This window comes from Bacteroides sp. AM07-18 (assembly GCF_003602695.1).
In the GTDB taxonomy this organism is placed as follows: Bacteria; Bacteroidota; Bacteroidia; order Bacteroidales; family Bacteroidaceae; genus Bacteroides; species Bacteroides uniformis.
In genome coordinates, this window is the sequence record NZ_QTLM01000002.1 from 435212 (window position 1) to 453794 (window position 18583).

General features: G+C 47.5%; 17 protein-coding genes. All 17 read right to left on the reverse strand.

The genetic code is table 11. The features are described 5' to 3' along the window. The gene (locus DW096_RS05375) at nucleotides 1–762 is read right to left on the reverse strand and encodes a thiamine pyrophosphate-dependent enzyme (RefSeq protein WP_005826605.1); all 762 of its coding nucleotides are present in this window, start codon (nucleotides 760–762) and stop codon (nucleotides 1–3) included. Between the two features lie 11 nt (nucleotides 763–773). Then, nucleotides 774–947 carry a hypothetical protein gene (locus DW096_RS05380; RefSeq protein WP_005826603.1) on the reverse strand — a complete coding sequence of 58 codons (174 nt, stop codon included), beginning with the start codon at nucleotides 945–947 and terminating at the stop codon, nucleotides 774–776. Further along, complete coding sequence (locus DW096_RS05385) at nucleotides 944–2029, reverse strand: 3-methyl-2-oxobutanoate dehydrogenase subunit VorB (RefSeq protein ID WP_016273409.1); 1086 nt, start codon at nucleotides 2027–2029, stop codon at nucleotides 944–946. Before DW096_RS05385 ends, DW096_RS05380 begins: the two co-directional genes overlap by 4 nt. Before the next feature lie 19 nt (nucleotides 2030–2048). Continuing rightward, complete coding sequence (locus tag DW096_RS05390) at nucleotides 2049–2276, reverse strand: ferredoxin family protein (RefSeq protein WP_005826600.1); 228 nt, start codon at nucleotides 2274–2276, stop codon at nucleotides 2049–2051. Between the two features lie 16 nt (nucleotides 2277–2292). After that, nucleotides 2293–2568: a tetratricopeptide repeat protein gene (locus tag DW096_RS05395; RefSeq protein WP_005826598.1), complete on the reverse strand. Its 276-nt coding sequence runs from the start codon at nucleotides 2566–2568 to the stop codon at nucleotides 2293–2295. Between the two features lie 175 nt (nucleotides 2569–2743). Then, nucleotides 2744–3181, reverse strand: a complete 438-nt coding sequence (gene rpiB / locus DW096_RS05400) for a ribose 5-phosphate isomerase B (RefSeq protein ID WP_005826596.1) — start codon at nucleotides 3179–3181, stop codon at nucleotides 2744–2746. A 91-nt stretch (nucleotides 3182–3272) separates the two neighbouring features. Next, nucleotides 3273–5282 carry a transketolase gene (locus DW096_RS05405; RefSeq protein WP_009036826.1) on the reverse strand — a complete coding sequence of 670 codons (2010 nt, stop codon included), beginning with the start codon at nucleotides 5280–5282 and terminating at the stop codon, nucleotides 3273–3275. Between the two features lie 190 nt (nucleotides 5283–5472). Next, on the reverse strand, nucleotides 5473–7017 hold the full coding sequence (locus tag DW096_RS05410; RefSeq protein ID WP_117962616.1) for an alpha-N-arabinofuranosidase: 1545 nt from the start codon (nucleotides 7015–7017) through the stop codon (nucleotides 5473–5475). A 23-nt stretch (nucleotides 7018–7040) separates the two neighbouring features. After that, nucleotides 7041–8639 (reverse strand): xylulokinase, encoded by a 1599-nt coding sequence (locus DW096_RS05415; protein WP_016273410.1) that lies wholly within the window; start codon nucleotides 8637–8639, stop codon nucleotides 7041–7043. Nucleotides 8640–8763: 124 nt separating this feature from the next. Continuing rightward, the gene (gene araA, locus DW096_RS05420; protein WP_117962618.1) at nucleotides 8764–10272 is read right to left on the reverse strand and encodes an L-arabinose isomerase; all 1509 of its coding nucleotides are present in this window, start codon (nucleotides 10270–10272) and stop codon (nucleotides 8764–8766) included. Between the two features lie 38 nt (nucleotides 10273–10310). Beyond that, nucleotides 10311–10997, reverse strand: coding sequence for an L-ribulose-5-phosphate 4-epimerase (locus DW096_RS05425; protein WP_044468144.1), 687 nt, complete (start codon nucleotides 10995–10997; stop codon nucleotides 10311–10313). A 9-nt stretch (nucleotides 10998–11006) separates the two neighbouring features. After that, nucleotides 11007–11684, reverse strand: a complete 678-nt coding sequence (locus DW096_RS05430) for an NUDIX domain-containing protein (RefSeq protein WP_044468143.1) — start codon at nucleotides 11682–11684, stop codon at nucleotides 11007–11009. A gap of 33 nt (nucleotides 11685–11717) precedes the next feature. Beyond that, nucleotides 11718–13460: a sodium:solute symporter gene (locus DW096_RS05435; RefSeq protein ID WP_044468142.1), complete on the reverse strand. Its 1743-nt coding sequence runs from the start codon at nucleotides 13458–13460 to the stop codon at nucleotides 11718–11720. A 22-nt stretch (nucleotides 13461–13482) separates the two neighbouring features. Beyond that, nucleotides 13483–14622, reverse strand: a complete 1140-nt coding sequence (locus tag DW096_RS05440; RefSeq protein ID WP_117962620.1) for an aldose epimerase family protein — start codon at nucleotides 14620–14622, stop codon at nucleotides 13483–13485. A gap of 266 nt (nucleotides 14623–14888) precedes the next feature. Then, on the reverse strand, nucleotides 14889–16043 hold the full coding sequence (galK, locus tag DW096_RS05450) for a galactokinase (RefSeq protein ID WP_005826576.1): 1155 nt from the start codon (nucleotides 16041–16043) through the stop codon (nucleotides 14889–14891). Nucleotides 16044–16092: 49 nt separating this feature from the next. Next, entirely contained in the window at nucleotides 16093–17403 is a 1311-nt protein-coding gene (locus DW096_RS05455) for a sugar MFS transporter (protein ID WP_005826573.1), read from the reverse strand. A 42-nt stretch (nucleotides 17404–17445) separates the two neighbouring features. Further along, a complete protein-coding gene (locus tag DW096_RS05460; protein ID WP_034528954.1) occupies nucleotides 17446–18543 on the reverse strand; it encodes an aldose epimerase family protein in 1098 nt (365 codons plus the stop codon). Between the last annotated feature and the right edge of the window lie 40 nt (nucleotides 18544–18583).

Below are 18583 nucleotides of genomic sequence, written 5' to 3' on the forward strand. Positions count from 1 at the left end.
TTATTTATCTTTCAGGTCGCCCAGCGGATAGAAGGGGAACATGTTCTCTACCATCCATTCATTGGATTTCGCAGGAGACATCTTCCAGCCGGAGTTACAGGTGGAAACGATTTCCACAAGGTTGGAACCTTTGCCTGCCATAGAGTTCTCGAATGCTTTGCGGATAGCCTTTTTCGCTTTGCGGATGGCGGGAACGGACTGTACGCTTTGGCGTGTCACGTAAGCGGTTCCTTCCAATTGTGCAGCAATATCGGCCATCTTCAGCGGATAGCCGTGCAGATGCACGTCACGTCCGTAAGGGCTGGTCGATGTCTTCATGCCTACAAGGGTAGTGGGAGCCATTTGTCCCCCGGTCATACCATAGATGGCATTGTTGATGAAGATGATGGTGATGTTTTCGCCGCGGTTCAAGGCGTGGATGGTTTCGGCAGTACCGATACAAGCCAGGTCGCCGTCTCCTTGGTAAGTGAACACCAGGCGGTCTGGCCAAAGGCGCTTGATGGCAGTGGCAAGTGCGGGCGCACGTCCATGGGCGGCTTCCTGCCAGTCGATGTCTATATAATTATAGATGAACACGGCACATCCCACGGGGGAGATGCCTATTGCTTTGTCTTCCAGTCCCATTTCTTCGATAACTTCGGCTACGAGTTTATGAACTACGCCGTGACTGCATCCCGGGCAGTAGTGCATGGGATTGTCGTTCATCAGAGTCGGTTTCTTGGCAACCAGATTCTCGGGCTTTATAATATCTTCTTTTGTCATAATCACTTCTCCTATCTGTTGGTGAACCGTATGAAAAACTCCATCAACTTGACGAATATCGCCGCGCCGCAGACGTAGATGAACAGCTTGAAGTCATCTTTTGCAGCAAAATATATAATGATAGCTGCCAGGGCAAGTACCATGAAGAGAATGTTCAGTACGTTTCTTATTTTATCAGGATTCATTTCTTAATCAGTTTTTCTTTCAATGCATCTACTATCTCATCCGGATCGGGAACAATGCCGCCGAGGCGTCCGAAATGTTCCACTTTCACTTTACCGTTCACGGCAAGGCGGACATCTTCCACCATCTGTCCGGCATTCAATTCTGTAACGAGCATACCTTTCACCTTGTCGGCATACGCGGCAATGGCTTTGGTCGGGAACGGCCACAACGTGATGGGGCGGAGCATACCTACCTTTATTCCTTCTTCGCGTGCCAGCTCCATTGCTTTCTGTCCGATGCGTGCCATAGAGCCGAAGGCTACAATCAGGTAGTCGGCATCATCGCAATGAATTTCCTCGAAGCGAACCTCATTCTCTTCTATCTGCTTGTATTTGGCCTGGAAACGGATGTTGTTCTTTTCCATTTCTTCCGGTTTCAGTTCCAATGAGGTGATGACGTTGGGTTTGCGGCCATTGGTTCTGCCGGTAGTGGCCCATGGGCATTGTTCGATGACTTCCGCATCGGTGCGGCGTGGCTTTTGTACCGGGAGCACCACTTTTTCCATCATCTGGCCGATGACACCGTCGGCAAGGATGATTGCCGGATTACGGTATTTGAAGGCAAGTTCGAATGCCAGTCCTACGAAATCTGCCATTTCTTGTACGGAAGCCGGAGCAAGGGCAATCAGACGATAGTCACCGTGGCCGCCTCCTTTTACTGTCTGGAAATAGTCGGCCTGGCTCGGTTGGATGGTTCCCAGACCGGGACCGCCGCGCATAACGTTTACAATCAAGCAAGGCAGCTCGGCACCTGCCAGATAAGAGATACCTTCCTGCTTTAGGCTGACACCGGGGCTGGAGGAGGAGGTCATGACCATTTTACCACTTCCGGCACCGCCGTACACCATATTGATAGCTGCCACTTCACTTTCTGCCTGAAGAACCACCATGCCGGTCGTCTCCCAGGGTTTCAGTTCGGCAAGAGTTTCCAATACCTCCGATTGCGGAGTAATGGGATATCCGAAGTAACCGTCTGCACCGCAACGGATGGCTGCGTGGGCGATGGCTTCGTTTCCTTTCATTAATACAACTTCTTCTGCCATATTCTACTGATTTACAGATTTATTCTACTTTTATTTTATATACTGAGATACATCCGTCCGGACATACTGTGGCGCACGAGGCGCAGCCGTTACAAGTATCTTCCAATATCTGGTGGGCATAGTTATACCCTTTCACATTCACCTCCTTGGTGAGGGCTATTACGTTGAGCGGACACGCTACCACACACAAGTTGCAGCCTTTGCAACGTTCGGTGTCTACTACGATTGCTCCTTTGATTTTTGCCATAATTTACGTTCTTTATTTATTGATTGTACATATCCTTGTTGTAGAAGTTCAGGATGTCCATAGCCATTTGATAGGCATGTTGTGCCGGGCTTTCGGGGTTCAGGTCGATGGCATACTGATAGTTGTTCAGTGCTTGTTGCCAGTTGCCTTGTTTCCGATAGGCATTTCCCCGCAGGTAGTAAGCTTCGTCTTTGCCGGGAAAGTCTGTTTGCAGTATTTCGTCAAGCTGCTGGATGGCTTGCTCTACATTTCCCTGGTTGATAAGCTCTTTTATGGTATTCAGTCGTTCCATATCTAAAAAATATCCGGGTTATCGAACCACAAAGATAGTTTTTATTTGAAGACAATGAGCATCTTCACTGTGAAAAATAAGAAAAAGGGGCAAATAAAAAGCCCGAAGTTTCTCACGATTCTATCAGAATGTCAGAGCTTCGGGCGGATATCATAAAGAATGTGATTCTACTGCTTTACAAGTGTACCGGTATCTTGTCCACTCTTCGTTGGTGGCGTCCGCCTTCGAATGGTGTACTGAAGAATTCCCTCATAATCATGTCGGCTTCTTCGGTACTGATGAATCGCCCTGGCATGACAAGCACATTGGCATCATTGTGCTGGCGTGCCAAATGGGCTATTTCTGCCGTCCAGCAGAGGGCTGCGCGGATACCCTGATGCTTGTTCAGCGTTATGCTGATACCTTCACCGCTTCCGCAGATGGCAATTCCCGGATAGCACTCTCCGGCTTCAACGGCCAGTGCCAAAGGATGTGCAAAGTCGGGATAGTCGCAACTCTCGGTTGAGTAGGTCCCGAAGTCCTTGTAAGCCCAGCCTTTGGCTTCCAACCAGCCGCGAACATATTCCTTCAATTCGAAGCCTGCATGGTCGGAACAGATTCCTATTGTTTTCATGATGGTCAGTTAATATACCAATGTGCCAATGTGCTGATGCCTGCAGCTTGTAGGGCGCGGGCAATCAGCACATCAGCACATTGGATAATGATTATAACATTGCTTTTACTTGTTTGTAAACGTTCTCTGCGGTGAAACCGAGCTTTTCGTCCAGCACTTTATAAGGTGCCGAGAATCCGAATGATTCCAATCCCCATACTTTACCGCGGGGACCTACCAGCCCTTGCAGTGTGACGGGCAGACCGGCTGTCAGGCCGAATACCTTGGCACCACACGGGATAATGCCTTCTTGATATCCCGGAGCTTGGCTACGGAACAGACCTTCGGAAGGAACGGACACGATACGCACCTTGATGCCATCCTTGCGCAGCAATTCAGTACCGGCTACCAATGTGGCAACTTCCGAGCCTGAAGCAACGAGGATTATATTTGGATTTTCATCGGAGCCGGCTACAATATAAGCGCCTTTGGCAGCTTGTTCGTAATCGTTGCCTTCGGGCAGGTTGGCGATGTTCTGGCGGGAGAAAATCAAACCGGTTGGGGTTGTGGTATTTTCCATTGCCAGTTTCCATGCCACAGTTGTTTCTTCTGCATCTGCCGGGCGGAGTACCAACATGGAATTATGTCCCTTGTGGTTTTTCAGTTTTTCCATCAGGCGGATTTGGGCTTCCTGCTCTACCGGTTCATGGGTAGGACCGTCTTCACCTACACGGAAGGCATCGTGTGTCCAGATGAACTTCACGGGAACTTCCATCAGGGCTGCCATACGTACGGCAGGTTTCATGTAGTCGGAGAATACGAAGAAAGTTCCGCAAGCGGGGATTACACCGCCATGCAGTGCCATACCGATACAGCAACATGCCATAGTCAGCTCGGCAACACCGGCCTGGAAGAATGCACCGCTGAAGTCACCTTTCTTGAAGGCATGTGTTTTCTTGAGGAATCCGTCTGTCTTGTCGGAATTGGAAAGGTCGGCAGAAGCAACAATCATATTTTCTACTTGAGTGGCGAGAGCACTGAGCACAGTGGCAGATGCTGCGCGGGTGGCAACGCCTGCTTTCTGTTCGATGGCGGCCCAATTCACTTCGGGAGCCTTGCCGGAGAAGAACATTTCCAGTTTGGCAGCCTTTTCTGGATTGGCTTTTGCCCATGCGGCTTTGGCTGCATACTTTTCAGCCATGATTTTCTTCAGCTCAGTTGCACGCTTGGCATATAGTTCGGCCACTTCGGGGAAGATGACAAACGGATTTGTCGGGTCACCACCCAAATTCTTGATAGTGTTTATATAAGCGTCGCCGCCCAGAGGAGCACCGTGCGTGGCACAATCAGCCTCGTAGCTGCTGCCGTCTGCCTTGCGGGCACCTTTACCCATTACGGTATGGCCGATAATCAGCGTCGGACACTCTTTCTCAGCTTTGGCTTCGTTCAGTGCACCGCGGATGGCATCGGGATCGTTGCCATTGATTTTAATGACTTTCCAGCCCCAAGCTTCGTATTTCTTGCCGGTGTCTTCGATGGTTACATCCTTTGTTTCGGTAGAAAGCTGGATGTCGTTGGCATCATAGAACATGATGAGATTATCCAACCCTAATGCTCCGGCAATACGGCCTGAGCCTTGGGAGATTTCTTCCTGGATGCCACCGTCGGAAATATAAGCGTAGATGGTCTGTGGCATTACTTCTTCGAAACGTGCCTTCATGAACTTGGCTGCGATGGCCGCACCGACTGCAAATGTGTGTCCCTGGCCGAGCGGTCCGGAAGTGTTTTCGATGCCGCGCATGATGTCACGTTCGGGATGTCCCGGAGTAGGGCTTCCCCATTGACGGAACTCTTTCAGTTCGTCCAGCGTGAACTTGCCGGTCAGGGCCAATGTGGAGTAAAGCATCGGTGACATGTGTCCCGGGTCGAGGAAAAAGCGGTCGCGACCTTCCCAAGCCGGATTTTCAGGATCATATACCAGGAACTCTGAGAAGAGTACATTTACAAAGTCGGCACCACCCATGGCACCGCCCGGGTGTCCGGAGTTGGCTTTCTCAACCATGGATGCAGCAAGGATACGGATATTATCCGCTGCACGGTTCATAAGTTTGTTGTCGTTCATATTGAATCTAATTAATTTTGAATATTATCAATAGGTTATTTGGTCCTTGTAGGTTTTCCAAGGGCAAAGATAACTCTTTATGCGTAATTCACAACACTCGAAGAGTGTCTTTTTTATCAGTATTACTGCCTTTTTGCTGCTAAAATGATACTAAACGTATTTAGCTGATTTTGTGCGGTGCACGGTAGTTTTACTGTAACTCAATAGTAACGATTGATTTGGCCGGAAGTTTAATCTTGAGAATATCTTTATTGACTTTTACCTCTTTGAACGGAACGGGTTTCACATTGTCGGGATTTTCAAATGAATTGTAGTCCGTCAGATTGGTGGAAGTCAATATTTCGCCAACTGCTTTCTTGGCTTTCGTTCCAGACAGATTGATGGTCACTTCTTGTGCATTGTCTGCATCTACGTTGGACATGGAAATGTGTATCTTGCCATTTTGGTCTTTGGAGGCGGTAGCGCTGACCATTGGTATTTTGCGGTTGTCGCGTACATCCATCATGTCGCAGTTCAGCTCAAGAGGAATGTAGGTGGCATCCTGGTGTACATTGTACATTTTGAATACATAATAAGTGGGGGTGAGTACCATGTTTTTTCCGCTGGTCAGAATCATGGATTGCAATACATTGACGATTTGGGCAATGTTCGCCATTTTCAGACGGTCGGTATATTTATGGAAGATGTCGAAGCTGAGGGAGGCGACAAAAGCATCACGCAATGTATTCTGCTGGTACAGATGTCCGGGATTGGTACCCGGCTCAGTGTCCCACCAGGTTCCCCATTCGTCAAGCATCAGCGCCACGTTCTTTTGAGGGTCGTATTTATCCATAATGGTGCAATGCTTCTTGATGACATCTTCTATTTCGCGGCATTTGCCCAGTGTCCAGTAATAATCGTCTTTACTGAATCGGGTGGCGGCGCCTTTACTGCCGTTCCATCCGCTGACGGTATAGTAGTGCAAGGAAAGACCGTGCATACGGCCGCCTACGCGGTCCATCAGCACTTTGGTCCAGTTATAGTCGTAGTCGCTGGCACCGCTGGCTATCTTGAAGAGGCTATTGCCGTCATAGTTGCGGCAGTAGGTGGAATAGCGGCGGTAGAGGTCGGCATAATATTCGGGACGCATGCTCCCACCGCAACCCCAGCTTTCGTTACCCACACCGAGGTATTTCACTTTCCAGGCTTTGTCGCGACCGTTCTGGCGGCGCAGGCGTGCCATGGGGGAGTCTCCTTCGGAGGTCATGTATTCCACCCATTTGGCAAGTTCTTCTACGGTACCACTGCCTACGTTTCCGCTGATATAGGGTTCACAACCCAGCATTTCGCAGAGATTGAGGAACTCATGGGTTCCGAAACTGTTGTCTTCGATAGTGCCTCCCCAGTTGTTGTTCACCATTTTGGGGCGGTTTTCTTTAGGGCCGATACCGTCCATCCAGTGGTATTCATCGGCAAAACAGCCGCCCGGCCAGCGGAGGACGGGTACACGGAGCTCCTTCAGTGCATTGAATACGTCGGTGCGATAACCGTTGATGTTGGGAATATCGGAGTTTTCACCTACCCAAAGTCCGCCATAGATACAAGTTCCCAAATGCTCTGCAAATTGGCCGTAGATTTCTTTGGGAATGATTTGCCCGCTCTGGTCTGTGTGTAAAGTGATAGTGGCACTTTTCTGTGCGAAGAGTGACAACGAGGTGGAGAGAAATATGCTACTGATAAATAACTTTGTGTTCATAGTTTTTTAGTGTTATTAAATACTTAGTTCTTGAATCTTACTGCTGCTTCTTCGATGGGCAAACCTGCTTTATAGCTTTCAATGTAGGTGTTGAATCCGCTTACATCTTCGGCTGTCGGTGAGATTTCAATACCGGCATCTCCGGTGAATACATGCTTGTCCAGGAAGTCGGCAAGGGATTGGCTGTTTCCGTTATTTGCGAGGTAGGAAGCGAGGAGGGCAATACCCCAGGCACCACCTTCGCCGGCTGTTTCCATAACGGAAATGGGTGAATTGATGGCAGCTGCCAGTATTCTCTGGCCTACTCCTTTGGTTTTGAAGAGTCCTCCGTGACCGGTGATTCTGTCTACTCTGATTTTCTCTTCATTGAAAAGGATGTCGTTGCCGATTTTGAGAACTCCCACTGAAGCATACAGATGGGTGCGCATGAAGTTGGCAAGGTTGAACTTGTCGTTTGCCGAACGTACAAACAGTGGACGTCCGTCTGCCAGTCCCGTTATAGGTTCGCCTGATATGTAGTTGTATGAGATGAGGCCTCCGCAGTCTGCATTGCCTGTCAGGGCGTGGTTATAGAGCTTTCCGTAGATTTCGTCCATATCTACGGGGATACCCATCAGTTCCTGGTATTCTTTGAAAATATTGATCCAGGCATTGAGGTCGGAAGTGCAATTGTTGCAATGCACCATAGCTACGAGGCTTCCGTCGGGGGTGGTTACCATGTCAATCATTTCGTAGGGCTTGGACAATTCTTTCTCCAATACAATCATTGAGAAAGAGGAGGTGCCTGCCGATACGTTTCCAGTGCGCTGCTTTACGGCGTTGGTGGCAACCATGCCGGTTCCTGCGTCACCCTCGGGCGGACAGACGGGAATTCCTGCTTTCAGATGTCCCGATACGTCGAGGCGACTGGCTCCTTCGGGAGTAAGGAAGCCTGCGTTTTCACCGGCCGACAATACCTTCGGCAGAATATCTCGAAGCCTCCAGTCGTATCCTTTCGGAGCAATAAGTCTGTCGAACTTATCCACCATTTCAGAAGAATAGTTTTTGGTGATGGGATCGATGGGGAGCATACCGGAGGCATCTCCTATGCCCAGTACCTTTTGACCGGTTATTTGCCAGTGGACAAAACCTGCAAGGGTGGTCAGGTAATTGATGGATGGAACGTGTTCTTCATTATCGAGGATGGCTTGGTAGAGGTGGGAAATGCTCCAACGCAGAGGGATGTTGTAGACAAATAGTTCGGATAGGGCTGCGGCAGCCTGGCCGGTATTGGTATTTCTCCAGGTACGGAAGGGCACAAGGATTTCTTCTTTTTCGTTGAATGCCATATAGCCGTGCATCATGGCACTGACACCGATGGCTGCCAGGGTTTCTATCTCTGTATCGTAAAGGCTCTTTACATTAGCACGAAGGTCTGCGTAGCAATCCTGCAACCCATACCAGACAGCTTCGACGCTATATGTCCACAGTCCGTCGACTAACTGATTCTCCCAAGTATGGCTTCCCTGGGCGATGGGTTTGTTTTCCTGGTCAATCAAAACCGCCTTGATTCGTGTGGAACCGAGTTCTATGCCAAGGATGGCCTTACCTGCCTCAATGGTTGATTTTGCATCTAATTTCATGGTATTAATGATAATTTACGGATTTATAGTACGATTATAAACAACGGATTACTAATTGCAAACTACTAGTTACGTTTGTGGTACGTGTAATTAGTAGTCCGCAATCGGTAATCCGTAATGATTATCAGCAAAGTGCCTTGTTCAGCATATAGTAGACTTCATTCATGCGCAGTTCTTTTTTGAACTCGCTGATGGTGGTATTTTCATCGATGACTACCATTTCGATGCCGGCCATTTCGGCAAAGTCTTCCCAATATTCCACCGTCAGGTCGTAGGAGAAGCTGGTATGATGTGTACCTCCGGCCAGAATCCAGGCTGCAGCGCCCACCTCGAGGTTGGGCATTGGAATCCACAGTGCGCTGGCAACGGGCAACTTGGGCAGAGGCTTGCTCTTGATGCATTCTACTTTGTTCACAATGAGGCGGAAGCGATTGCCCAGGTCTACGATGGTAGCGGCTACACCTTCACCTTGCTTGCTGGTAAATACCAGGCGGGCTGTTTCGCTGTCGATACCGATGCTCAGACGGTGCACTTCCAGTTTCGGCTTCTGTTCGGCAATCAGTGGACAGACTTCCAACATGTGTGCCTGCAGGATGGCGCTCTTTTCTCCGTCGAAGTTCAGCGTATAGTCTTCGAGGAAGGAGCACCCCTTCGGCATGCCTTGACTCATCACCCAAGTGGTACGGTATAGTGCCGCAGTTTTCCAGTCGCCTTCGGCACCGAAGCCGTAACCTTCTGCCATCAGTCGCTGTGAGGCCAGTCCGGGGATTTGGTCAAAGTCGCCCAAATCGTTGAAGTTGGTGGTGAAGCCTTTGGCACCCGTGTCTTTCAGCACGCGGCGAATGGCGATTTCGGCCTTGGCGGAGTTCCATACTTTGGTGTAGGCTTCCGTACGTGCGTCTTCCAGTTCGGGAGCGTGGTCGTAGAGCTTGAAGTATTCTGCTACGAGTGCCTTCACGTCCTCGTCGCTGACAGCATTGTAGTATGTCATCACATCATTGATGGGATAGTAGTCCACATGATAGCCCAATACTTGTTCGGCACTGACCTTGTCACCGTCTGTCACAGCCACGTTGTTCATCTGGTCGCCGAAGCGGATGATGAGCATATCCTGCGCATCAGCCCATGCGGCAGCTACGCGCATCCATGCGGCAATCTGGTTTTGGGCTTTTTCGTCCTGCCAGTGGCCTACTACCACTTTGCGGTTCTTTCGCATACGTGTCACGATGTGTCCAAATTCGCGGTCGCCGTGAGCCGATTGGTTTAGGTTCATAAAATCCATGTCCATCGTCTCCCAGGGAATTTCCTTGTTGAACTGTGTATGGAAGTGTAGTAATGGCTTCTTCAGTTCCTGCAAACCGTGAATCCACATTTTGGCAGGAGAGAAGGTGTGCATCCAGGTGATGACTCCGATACACTTATCGTCGTTGTTGGCGGCTTTGAAGGTAGCGGTTACTTCTTTGGATGAATTGACCGTACCTTTATATACTACCTTTACGGGCAGTTTCCCGGAATCATTCAGACCTTTCACCATTTCATTACTATGTGCGTCTACTGCGATAACTGCGTCACCTCCGTACAAGAGCTGTGCTCCGGTTACGAACCATACTTCATATTGTTCAAATGTGTTCATACAATTTATTTTTATAGTTTATATTTAAAGAATGATAGTTATTTCTGTCCATAATAAGCGTTAGGACCGTGCTTGCGGCTGAAATGTTTTTCTATCAGCAGCGGATTCATGGTCAGATTGGGGTTCACGGCATAGGCTATACTTGCCATTTTTGCCACCTGCTCCATCACTACGGCATTATGTACCGCTTCGTGTGCGTCTTTTCCCCACGAGAAAGGACCGTGGTTCTTTACCAATACTCCGGGAGTATGTACCGGGTTCAGCCCCTCAAAGCGTTTTACGATGACATTTCCCGTTTCCAGTTCATACGCTCCTTCCACTTCCTCCTTCGTCATGTCTGCTGTGCAGGGTATGGCGTCGTGGAAGTAATCGGCATGTGTTGTCCCGATATTCGGTATGTCACATCCGGCTTGTGCCCAGGCTGTGGCGTAAGTAGAGTGCGTGTGCACCACACCGCCGATTTCGGGGAATGCTTTATAGAGAACCAGGTGGGTCGGCGTGTCTGAAGAGGGCTTTAACCGTCCTTCCACGACCTTACCGTCAAGATTCACCACTACCATATCTGTAGCTTTCATGTCATCGTAGCTTACACCACTGGGCTTGATGACTACCAATCCCGTCTCACGGTCGATGGCCGAAACATTGCCCCAGGTGAAGATAACCAGTCCATGCTTCACCAACTCAAGATTGGCATGGAATACTTTTTCTTTCAGTGCTTCTAACATAACTCTATTTTACAGTTTAAATTTCGGTGCCTTACGATATAGATTCTCGTTGAACTGATATAGTGCAGCTCCCCGTTTGGAGCCGGTTTTGTCTATTTTGTCCGTCTTTTCGATACAGTCCAGTTCGGCTATCCGCTTACGGAAGTTGCGTTTGTCCATGGCTTCTCCATAGATGGCTTCGTATAGACTTTGTAGCTGCGATAAGGTGAACAGCTTGGGTAGCAGGTTGAAGCCTATCGGCTCGGTAGAGGCCTTCTGCTGCATCAGCTTCCGTGCCTGCGCTACCATTTGCGGATGGTCGAAAATCAGTTCCGGCAGTTCGTTGATATTTACCCAAAATGCATTGTGTTTCTGCACCAGTTCTTTATCATACTCATTGATGTTGATTAGTGAGTAGTAGGCAATAGAGACAACACGTTCGCCCGGGTCACGGCCGATGGCTCCGAATGAGCCGACCTGCTCCATGTATACATTGTCCAGTCCGGTCAGTTCATGCAGTACGCGTTTGGCAGCATCGTCCACGCTTTCATCCTCTTGTACAAATCCTCCCATCAGAGACCATTCGCCCATTGCCGGCTGAAAGTTACGCTTCAGCAGCAGCAGGTTCAGTTCCCCTTCGTTGAAACCGAAAATGATGCAGTCCACGGAGACGTAGAATTTGGGGTTCTTACTATAATAAGTTGTCATAAGTATGTATATTTATCGTTTGACAGTTGAGTGTTACCAGAAATAAATATAGAATAGAGCACAGAGAATCACAACTCCCAGTGAAGCAATGACATCCCATTTATTCCAACTTTCTCTGATTAGTTTTTTGTAACTGCCGGTGAAGGTTATGGCTTCTATCTGCTCGGCAGTGGGTTTGGGAGTGAAACAAGAAACTACTGCCATCAGTACGAGCAGGAATACAAGCAGCCAAATTTCGAAGATGAGCCAGTTGGTCTGCCAGAACCAGCTGGTGTATTCCCAGTACCAGCCGTTCATGACGTCTTTACCGGTATTGGTAAAGATATTCGTCAGTAGGCGTACCATACCGATGATGAATCCTACAATCATGCCTACTTCACCCGCTTTCGGTGTAATCCGTTTTGAGAAGATACCCAATGCAAATACGGCTACCATGGCAGGAGCCAGGAGTGACTGGATGCCTTGGAGGTAATCGTATAGACTTCCTAGACTCATCATGATGGGAATCCATGCCATACCAAGGATAACAACTACTACTGTGGCAATACGTCCTACCAATACGTAGGTAGCTTCACTTTTACCTTTGCACATGGGTTTATAGAAATCTTCAGTGAAGAGAGTGGCACATGAATTGAAGAATGCAGCCAGCGAAGCAACCAGGGCACAGATGAAACCGATAGTTACAATGCCTTTTACACCGGCGGGCAACACGTCTTTTACCATAACGGCAAAAGCGGCATCTGTGTTTGACATGTCGAACTCGCCTTTGGCGGCCAGGGCTGCTGCCACCATGCCCGGAATGAGGAACATGAATACCGGCAGAATCTTGAAGTAACCGGCTGCAATGCTACCGCGACGGGCGCGCTTCATTACGACATCATTCGCTTCTCCTTTACTTTGTCCAAGCACACGTTGAACAATGTGCTGGTCTGTACACCAATACCAGAAACCGATGATGGAAGCTCCGATGAATACCCAAAAACCGGGATATTCCTGATACATCGGGTCTGCTTCACTCCAATGGAACATGTGGTTGGCACCGTATGCATGGCCGTCTGCTCCTACATTCATGGCATTGCGGGCATGTTCCATCATTTCTGTCCAGCCGGTAGCGATACTTCCACCACCTAGAGCTGACAGCCCCAGGAACAGAACGAGAAAGGAACCGATAATTAGAATAGGGGTCTGGATAGCTGAAAGGGTCATTACCCCCTTCATACCACTCAATACCGTGAAAAGACCGGTCAGTACAATCAGGCCGATAGCTCCGTACCAGAATGGTAGTCCAAGAAGAAATTCGAGGAAGATACCTCCGGTATAGGCTGTTACGCTCACTTTAGTCAGAATGTAGGCAATCAGTGTTATGATGGAGAGCCATGAACCCGTGCGTTGTGTGTAACGGTATTTCAGAAAATCGGGCATAGTGATGATTTTTCCCATCTTATTATTCAGCAACTGATAGAACGGAACAAACAACCATCCTAAAAGAAGAATCATCCAGCCTTGCATTTCCCAGTGAGCCATGCCTACTCCCGATTTTGCTCCGGTTCCGGCAAGACCTACCAGGTGTTCCGAGCCAATGTTGGCAGCAAAGATTGCTGCACCGATAATGTACCAGGGTTCTCCTTTACCAAATAGATAATCAGCACTGCTTGCTCCTTGTTGCATACGTTTGTCTTTCTGGACAGCACGCCATACAGCCCATATTACAGCTGCCATGCCGACTATGAGGATTACCCAGTCGAGCCATATAAATTCATGTGAATTCCAATTCATTGTACGATGTGTATTTAAAAGGTTATTTTTCTATAGTGAATTTAAAGATACATTCACTGTTGTATGTTTGTCCGGGTTCCAGTACGACAGAAGGCCATTGGGCTTTGTTGGGGCTATCCGGATAATGTTGTGTCTCAAGGCATACGGAAGCGCGCTGGTTGTAAGTAATGCCTTTTTTACCTTTTACGGTGCCGTCCAGGAAATTCCCGGTATATACTTGTATGCCTGGCTCATTGGTATAAACTTCCAGGGTGATGCCGCTTATAGGCGATGTCAGTTTGGCTGCCACTTGGGATAGGTCACCTTTAGTATTCAGTACCCAATTATGGTCATATCCGTTTCCGTTCTTTATTTGTTCAAAGTCAATCCGGTTGATGTCTTGTGCCACACTCTTGGGAGTGGTAAAGTCCATTGGTGTTTCTTTGACGGAGATGATGTCACCCGTTGGCATGAAAGTACTGTCTACCGGAGTATAGTTGTCTGCATTGATGTATAAGATGTGGTCTGTTGCTGCCTTTGAAGGATCACCTGATAAATTGAAATAAGAATGGTTAGTCATATTGATAACCGTCTTTTGGTCTGTTGTTGCACTGTATTTTATATCAATGGCATTGTCATCCGTTAACTTGAAAAGTACTTTTGCCGTAACATTACCCGGGAAATTCTCGTCTCCATCCGGTGAAATGCGGGTGAGCTCCAGAGTTGTGCTGTCAATGGGATTGGCACTGTATACTTGGTATTGCCATCCTTTGGGGCCACCGTGCAGGCAATGTCCGAAATTGTTCTGTGGTAACTGTATGGTATCTCCGTCAAGAACGATTTTCCCTTGGTTAATCCGGTTGGCGTAGCGTCCGATAGAAGCACCAAAGTCACTTGGTATGTTGATGTAATCGGCAATGCTGTCAAAGCCCAATACTACATCCTGCATAACTCCATTTTTGTCGGGTACCATAATGGATACAATACGTCCTCCAAAGTTTGTGATGCATACTTCCATGCCCGCTTTATTCTTCAGCGTATAAAGCTGTGTCTGGGCGTCATTGACTGTTGTTTGGAATTTTACTGGATCAAGACCGGACAGCGTAAGCGTTGTTTCTGTCTTTTGATTGCACGCAGTTAGCATCATTGCGGCAATTCCTGCAAGTAGAACATGTCTTTTCATGGTTTTGTATTTAATGTAAATGAGATGATTATCTTTCTTTGGGTGTAAAAGTAACACTTTTCTTTAGTGTAGGCTGTACACTTTTATATGTTATGCAACATAAGTGTCAAGAAACATATCTGTGCCAACTGGCTGTACAGATAGATGTGTTCGGAATAAACTTCTCGGATGATTTTGTTTTTAGAGTGGAAAACGGTGGAATAGGGGAGAAGAAAAAGGCGCTTCTCATTACTGGGAAACGCCTTTTATTTGAATGCTGATGTCTATTATTCTAATCTGCGGGCACCGTCGCTGATGACTACATCATATACTTTTGGGCTTCTGCCGAACTTCTTCTTGAATTCATCTTTTGCTTTTTCGATGAATGTACTGTACAATTCATCCTTTACCAGATTGATTGTACATCCACCGAATCCACCGCCCATGACACGTGAACCGGTAACTCCACAATCGAATGCAAGGTCATTCAGAAAATCGAGTTCTTCGCAGCTTACTTCATACAACTTACTCATGCCATGATGTGTTTCATACATCTTTTGGCCTACAGTTTCATAATCGCCTTTCTCCAGGGCGTCGCAAACGTCGAGTACGCGTTGAATCTCTTCGATGACATATTCTGCACGCATATAGTCTTCTGCGCTGATGTCGGCTTTGGCTTCTTCCAGCATGCCCATGGTAACGTCACGCAGGAATTCTACGTGTGGATGCTTCTTCTGAACAGCGGCAACAGCAGCTTCGCAGCTTTGACGACGTTTGTTGTATGCTGAAGATGCAAGTTCGTGTTTCACTACAGAATCTACAAGAACCAGACGATAGCCTTGCGGGTCGAATGGGAAATACTGATATTCCAGTGAACGGCAATCCAGGCGGATGAGGCTTCCTTTCTTTCCGAATACAGAAGCAAATTGGTCCATGATACCACAGTTTACGCCACAATAGTTGTGTTCTGTAGATTGTCCCACTTTTGCCAATTCAAATTTGTCTATCTTGTTGTCACCGAACAAGTCGTTCAAAGCATAGGCATAGGTACTTTCCAAAGCTGCTGACGAGGACATTCCTGCACCCAGAGGCACATCGCCTGCAAAAGCGGTATTGAAACCTTTTACATCTACACCGCGTTTCATCATTTCCCGGCACACGCCAAAGATATATCTTGCCCAGCTTGCGCGGGGTGCATCTTCTTCATTCAAGCCAAATTCCACGTAATCTTTCAGGTCGATGGAATAAGCTTTTACTGTGTTTGTGCCGTTGGGCTTTATTTCTGCAATCATTCCCTTATCGATTGCTCCGGGGAATACAAAACCACCGTTATAGTCTGTATGCTCACCGATAAGGTTGATGCGACCCGGAGAAGCATAAACAGCTCCCGTTGTTCCGTCAAAGTGCTTGATGAAACGGCTTCTTACGTATTCTATATCCATGATATTTATATTTTATAAGGTGAATAAATAAATTACCTATATTTTCTTGTTAATCGACCTTGATGTCCTTATTGACATTTTTGCAGCCTACCAAACCGTAGAACAACAGATAGCCAAGGGCTGCGATGATAACCCAGTAACTCGGCATGAAACCTGCAATGTCGGCCACCAAACCTTGGATAACGGGCAAGATGCCGCCGCCGCATACCAATACCATGAACAGACCGGAAGCCGCTGCCAGATATTTACCCAATCCTTCTACGGCCAAATTAAAGATACCACCCCACATGATGGAAGTACACAGACCTACCAGTACCAGATACATTGCATTGATGGGTACTTCTGCAAATCCGAAAGAGAGACCTCCCGTAGCACTTTGTTGGAGTACCGGCAGATTGACAAGCGAACCGGTAGATGAGAAGATGGCAAGGAATACCAAAAGTAAGCCTAATGCGGAAGTAAAGGTAAGCATTGCCTTACTGGAGATTTTTGCACCCAATGAAGCGCCGGCCAGACGTCCAATCAGCATGAGGAACCAATATGTACCTACAACAAAACCGGAAATGGTGGAAGAAATGCCTGCTCCTCCCTTTTCAATCGGATCGGTCAAGAACAAGTTCAGAGTACCCGGTACACCAACTTCGACACCTACATATACAAAGATCGCTATAGCTCCCAAAATGAAGTGGCGGAATTTTAAAGCGCCTGACATCAACTTACCGATAGGTTCTGTTGAAGTTGCAGCATTGGGTTCCGGTATGGGCACAATCAAAAGAACGAAGAACGCGATGGCAAATACAGCCATTGCTGTGTACATTACAGGGAATATCTGAGAGATAGTAGCTTTTTCAATGGAACCGGCAATCAGGATACCTACGAACATCGGAGTAATGGTGGCCATTACGGAGTTGAAAGAACCACCCACTTGGATAAGCTGGTTTCCTTTGTTACCTTCGCCGCCGAGCTTGTTCAGCATCGGGTTGACTACCGTATTAAGCAAACACATGGAGAAACCGGCGATGAAAGCGCCAATCAAATATACGGCAAAAGCCATATCAGGGCTTGAATGACCTGATAAATATTGGATACCTACACCGATAAAGCCTACAGCTACTGCTATCAATGCCGTTTTTTTATACCCTACCCGTTGTAGTAAGATGCCGCTTGGTATTCCCATCACTGCATATGCAATAAAGTTACCAAAGTTACCCAACATCCCTAAAGCGTTGGATACTGAAAACTGATTTTTCAGTACGATTCCCATAGGGGCAGCAAGGTTGGTAACAAATGAAATCATACCAAAAAGGAAGATCATCGTGATAATTGCGATGAGTTTACCATTCTGTTTTTGTTGTGTCATGGTTTTGTAAAATTAATAAGTTTATAAATTGGATTAGTTATTTCATTCTTGTACACCAAACTTGTAGATTGTCACTTGCTGGTACTCATCACCCGGTAGCAATACTGCCGACGGAAAATGGGACTTGTTGGGCGTATCGGGAAAACACTGGGCCTCAAAGCAGACTGCACTTCTTGCAGGGAAAGTGGCTCCATGGGCACCTTCAAAGCCTCCGAGCCAGTTTCCAGTGTAAAGCTGGACGCCATTTTCAGTGGTATATACTTCCATAGTTCGTCCGCTGTTGGGCTCTATGCAGGTGGCTGCAAGGCTCAGCTCTCCACTTTCAGTCTTGTTCAGTACATAGCAATGGTCATATCCTGCGCCATTCACAATTTGTGTATGTTTCTCATCAATTCGTTCACCAAGAGTATGGGGAGTACGGAAATCCATAGGAGTACCTTCTACCTTCAATATCTCTCCGGTAGGAATGGATACTTCATCGATGGGTACATAAAAATCTGCGTTGATGGTAACGATATTGTTTAAGACTGTAGGGGAGGGATTGGCTATACCGGCAAGATTGAAGAAACCGTGATTGGTCAGATTGACGATGGTGGCTTTATCGGTAGTAGCCCGGTATTCGATGACCAGAGCATTGGTCTCATCCTCCAGGCGATAAGTCATTTCTACTTCGAGATTTCCGGGGAAGCCCTCTTCGCCGTCAGCGGATGTGTAGTTGAAGATGACTGTTGATGGCTCTGGCTGGACAGCATCCCATACACGGGTATGGAAACCAGTCGGACCACCATGCAGTGAGTTGGGACCATTGTTGATTGCCAATTGGTGCTCTTCGCCGTATAAAGTAAACTTTCCTTTAGCTATCCGGTTACCGTAGCGTCCGATGGTAGTGTTTAGAAAAGGTTCCGGGCTGTTGATTACATGTTCAATACTGTCGTGTCCTAATACAACATTGGCATATTTGCCATTTTTGTCGGGTACCATGATGGAAAGTATTGCACAGCCGTAATTAGTAACTGCAACTTCCATTCCCTGGGCATTCTTCAGGATAAACAAATCTGTCTTTTTGTTATTTATATCCTTTTGAAAGTCTTTTTGGTTCAAACCGGACAAATTACTTTCTGTTGGAGTAGTGTTTATCATATCCATGGTATTAATTAAATTTCTTGCAAATAAAAAGAAA

What these genes read in the sequence shown, in the direction of transcription:
- DW096_RS05390 (WP_005826600.1), bottom strand. Translation starts at nt 2,276, where the DNA reads ATGGCAAAAATCAAAGGAGCAATCGTAGTAGACACCGAACGTTGCAAA.
- DW096_RS05430 (WP_044468143.1), bottom strand. Translation starts at nt 11,684, where the DNA reads ATGACAACTTATTATAGTAAGAACCCCAAATTCTACGTCTCCGTGGAC.
- DW096_RS05435 (WP_044468142.1), bottom strand. Translation starts at nt 13,460, where the DNA reads ATGAATTGGAATTCACATGAATTTATATGGCTCGACTGGGTAATCCTC.
- DW096_RS05405 (WP_009036826.1), bottom strand. Translation starts at nt 5,282, where the DNA reads ATGAACGACAACAAACTTATGAACCGTGCAGCGGATAATATCCGTATC.
- DW096_RS05425 (WP_044468144.1), bottom strand. Translation starts at nt 10,997, where the DNA reads ATGTTAGAAGCACTGAAAGAAAAAGTATTCCATGCCAATCTTGAGTTG.
- DW096_RS05455 (WP_005826573.1), bottom strand. Translation starts at nt 17,403, where the DNA reads ATGACACAACAAAAACAGAATGGTAAACTCATCGCAATTATCACGATG.
- DW096_RS05375 (WP_005826605.1), bottom strand. Translation starts at nt 762, where the DNA reads ATGACAAAAGAAGATATTATAAAGCCCGAGAATCTGGTTGCCAAGAAA.
- DW096_RS05385 (WP_016273409.1), bottom strand. Translation starts at nt 2,029, where the DNA reads ATGGCAGAAGAAGTTGTATTAATGAAAGGAAACGAAGCCATCGCCCAC.
- DW096_RS05460 (WP_034528954.1), bottom strand. Translation starts at nt 18,543, where the DNA reads ATGATAAACACTACTCCAACAGAAAGTAATTTGTCCGGTTTGAACCAA.
- DW096_RS05380 (WP_005826603.1), bottom strand. Translation starts at nt 947, where the DNA reads ATGAATCCTGATAAAATAAGAAACGTACTGAACATTCTCTTCATGGTA.
- rpiB (WP_005826596.1), bottom strand. Translation starts at nt 3,181, where the DNA reads ATGAAAACAATAGGAATCTGTTCCGACCATGCAGGCTTCGAATTGAAG.
- araA (WP_117962618.1), bottom strand. Translation starts at nt 10,272, where the DNA reads ATGAACACATTTGAACAATATGAAGTATGGTTCGTAACCGGAGCACAG.
- DW096_RS05415 (WP_016273410.1), bottom strand. Translation starts at nt 8,639, where the DNA reads ATGAAATTAGATGCAAAATCAACCATTGAGGCAGGTAAGGCCATCCTT.
- galK (WP_005826576.1), bottom strand. Translation starts at nt 16,043, where the DNA reads ATGGATATAGAATACGTAAGAAGCCGTTTCATCAAGCACTTTGACGGA.
- DW096_RS05440 (WP_117962620.1), bottom strand. Translation starts at nt 14,622, where the DNA reads ATGAAAAGACATGTTCTACTTGCAGGAATTGCCGCAATGATGCTAACT.
- DW096_RS05410 (WP_117962616.1), bottom strand. Translation starts at nt 7,017, where the DNA reads ATGAACACAAAGTTATTTATCAGTAGCATATTTCTCTCCACCTCGTTG.
- DW096_RS05395 (WP_005826598.1), bottom strand. Translation starts at nt 2,568, where the DNA reads ATGGAACGACTGAATACCATAAAAGAGCTTATCAACCAGGGAAATGTA.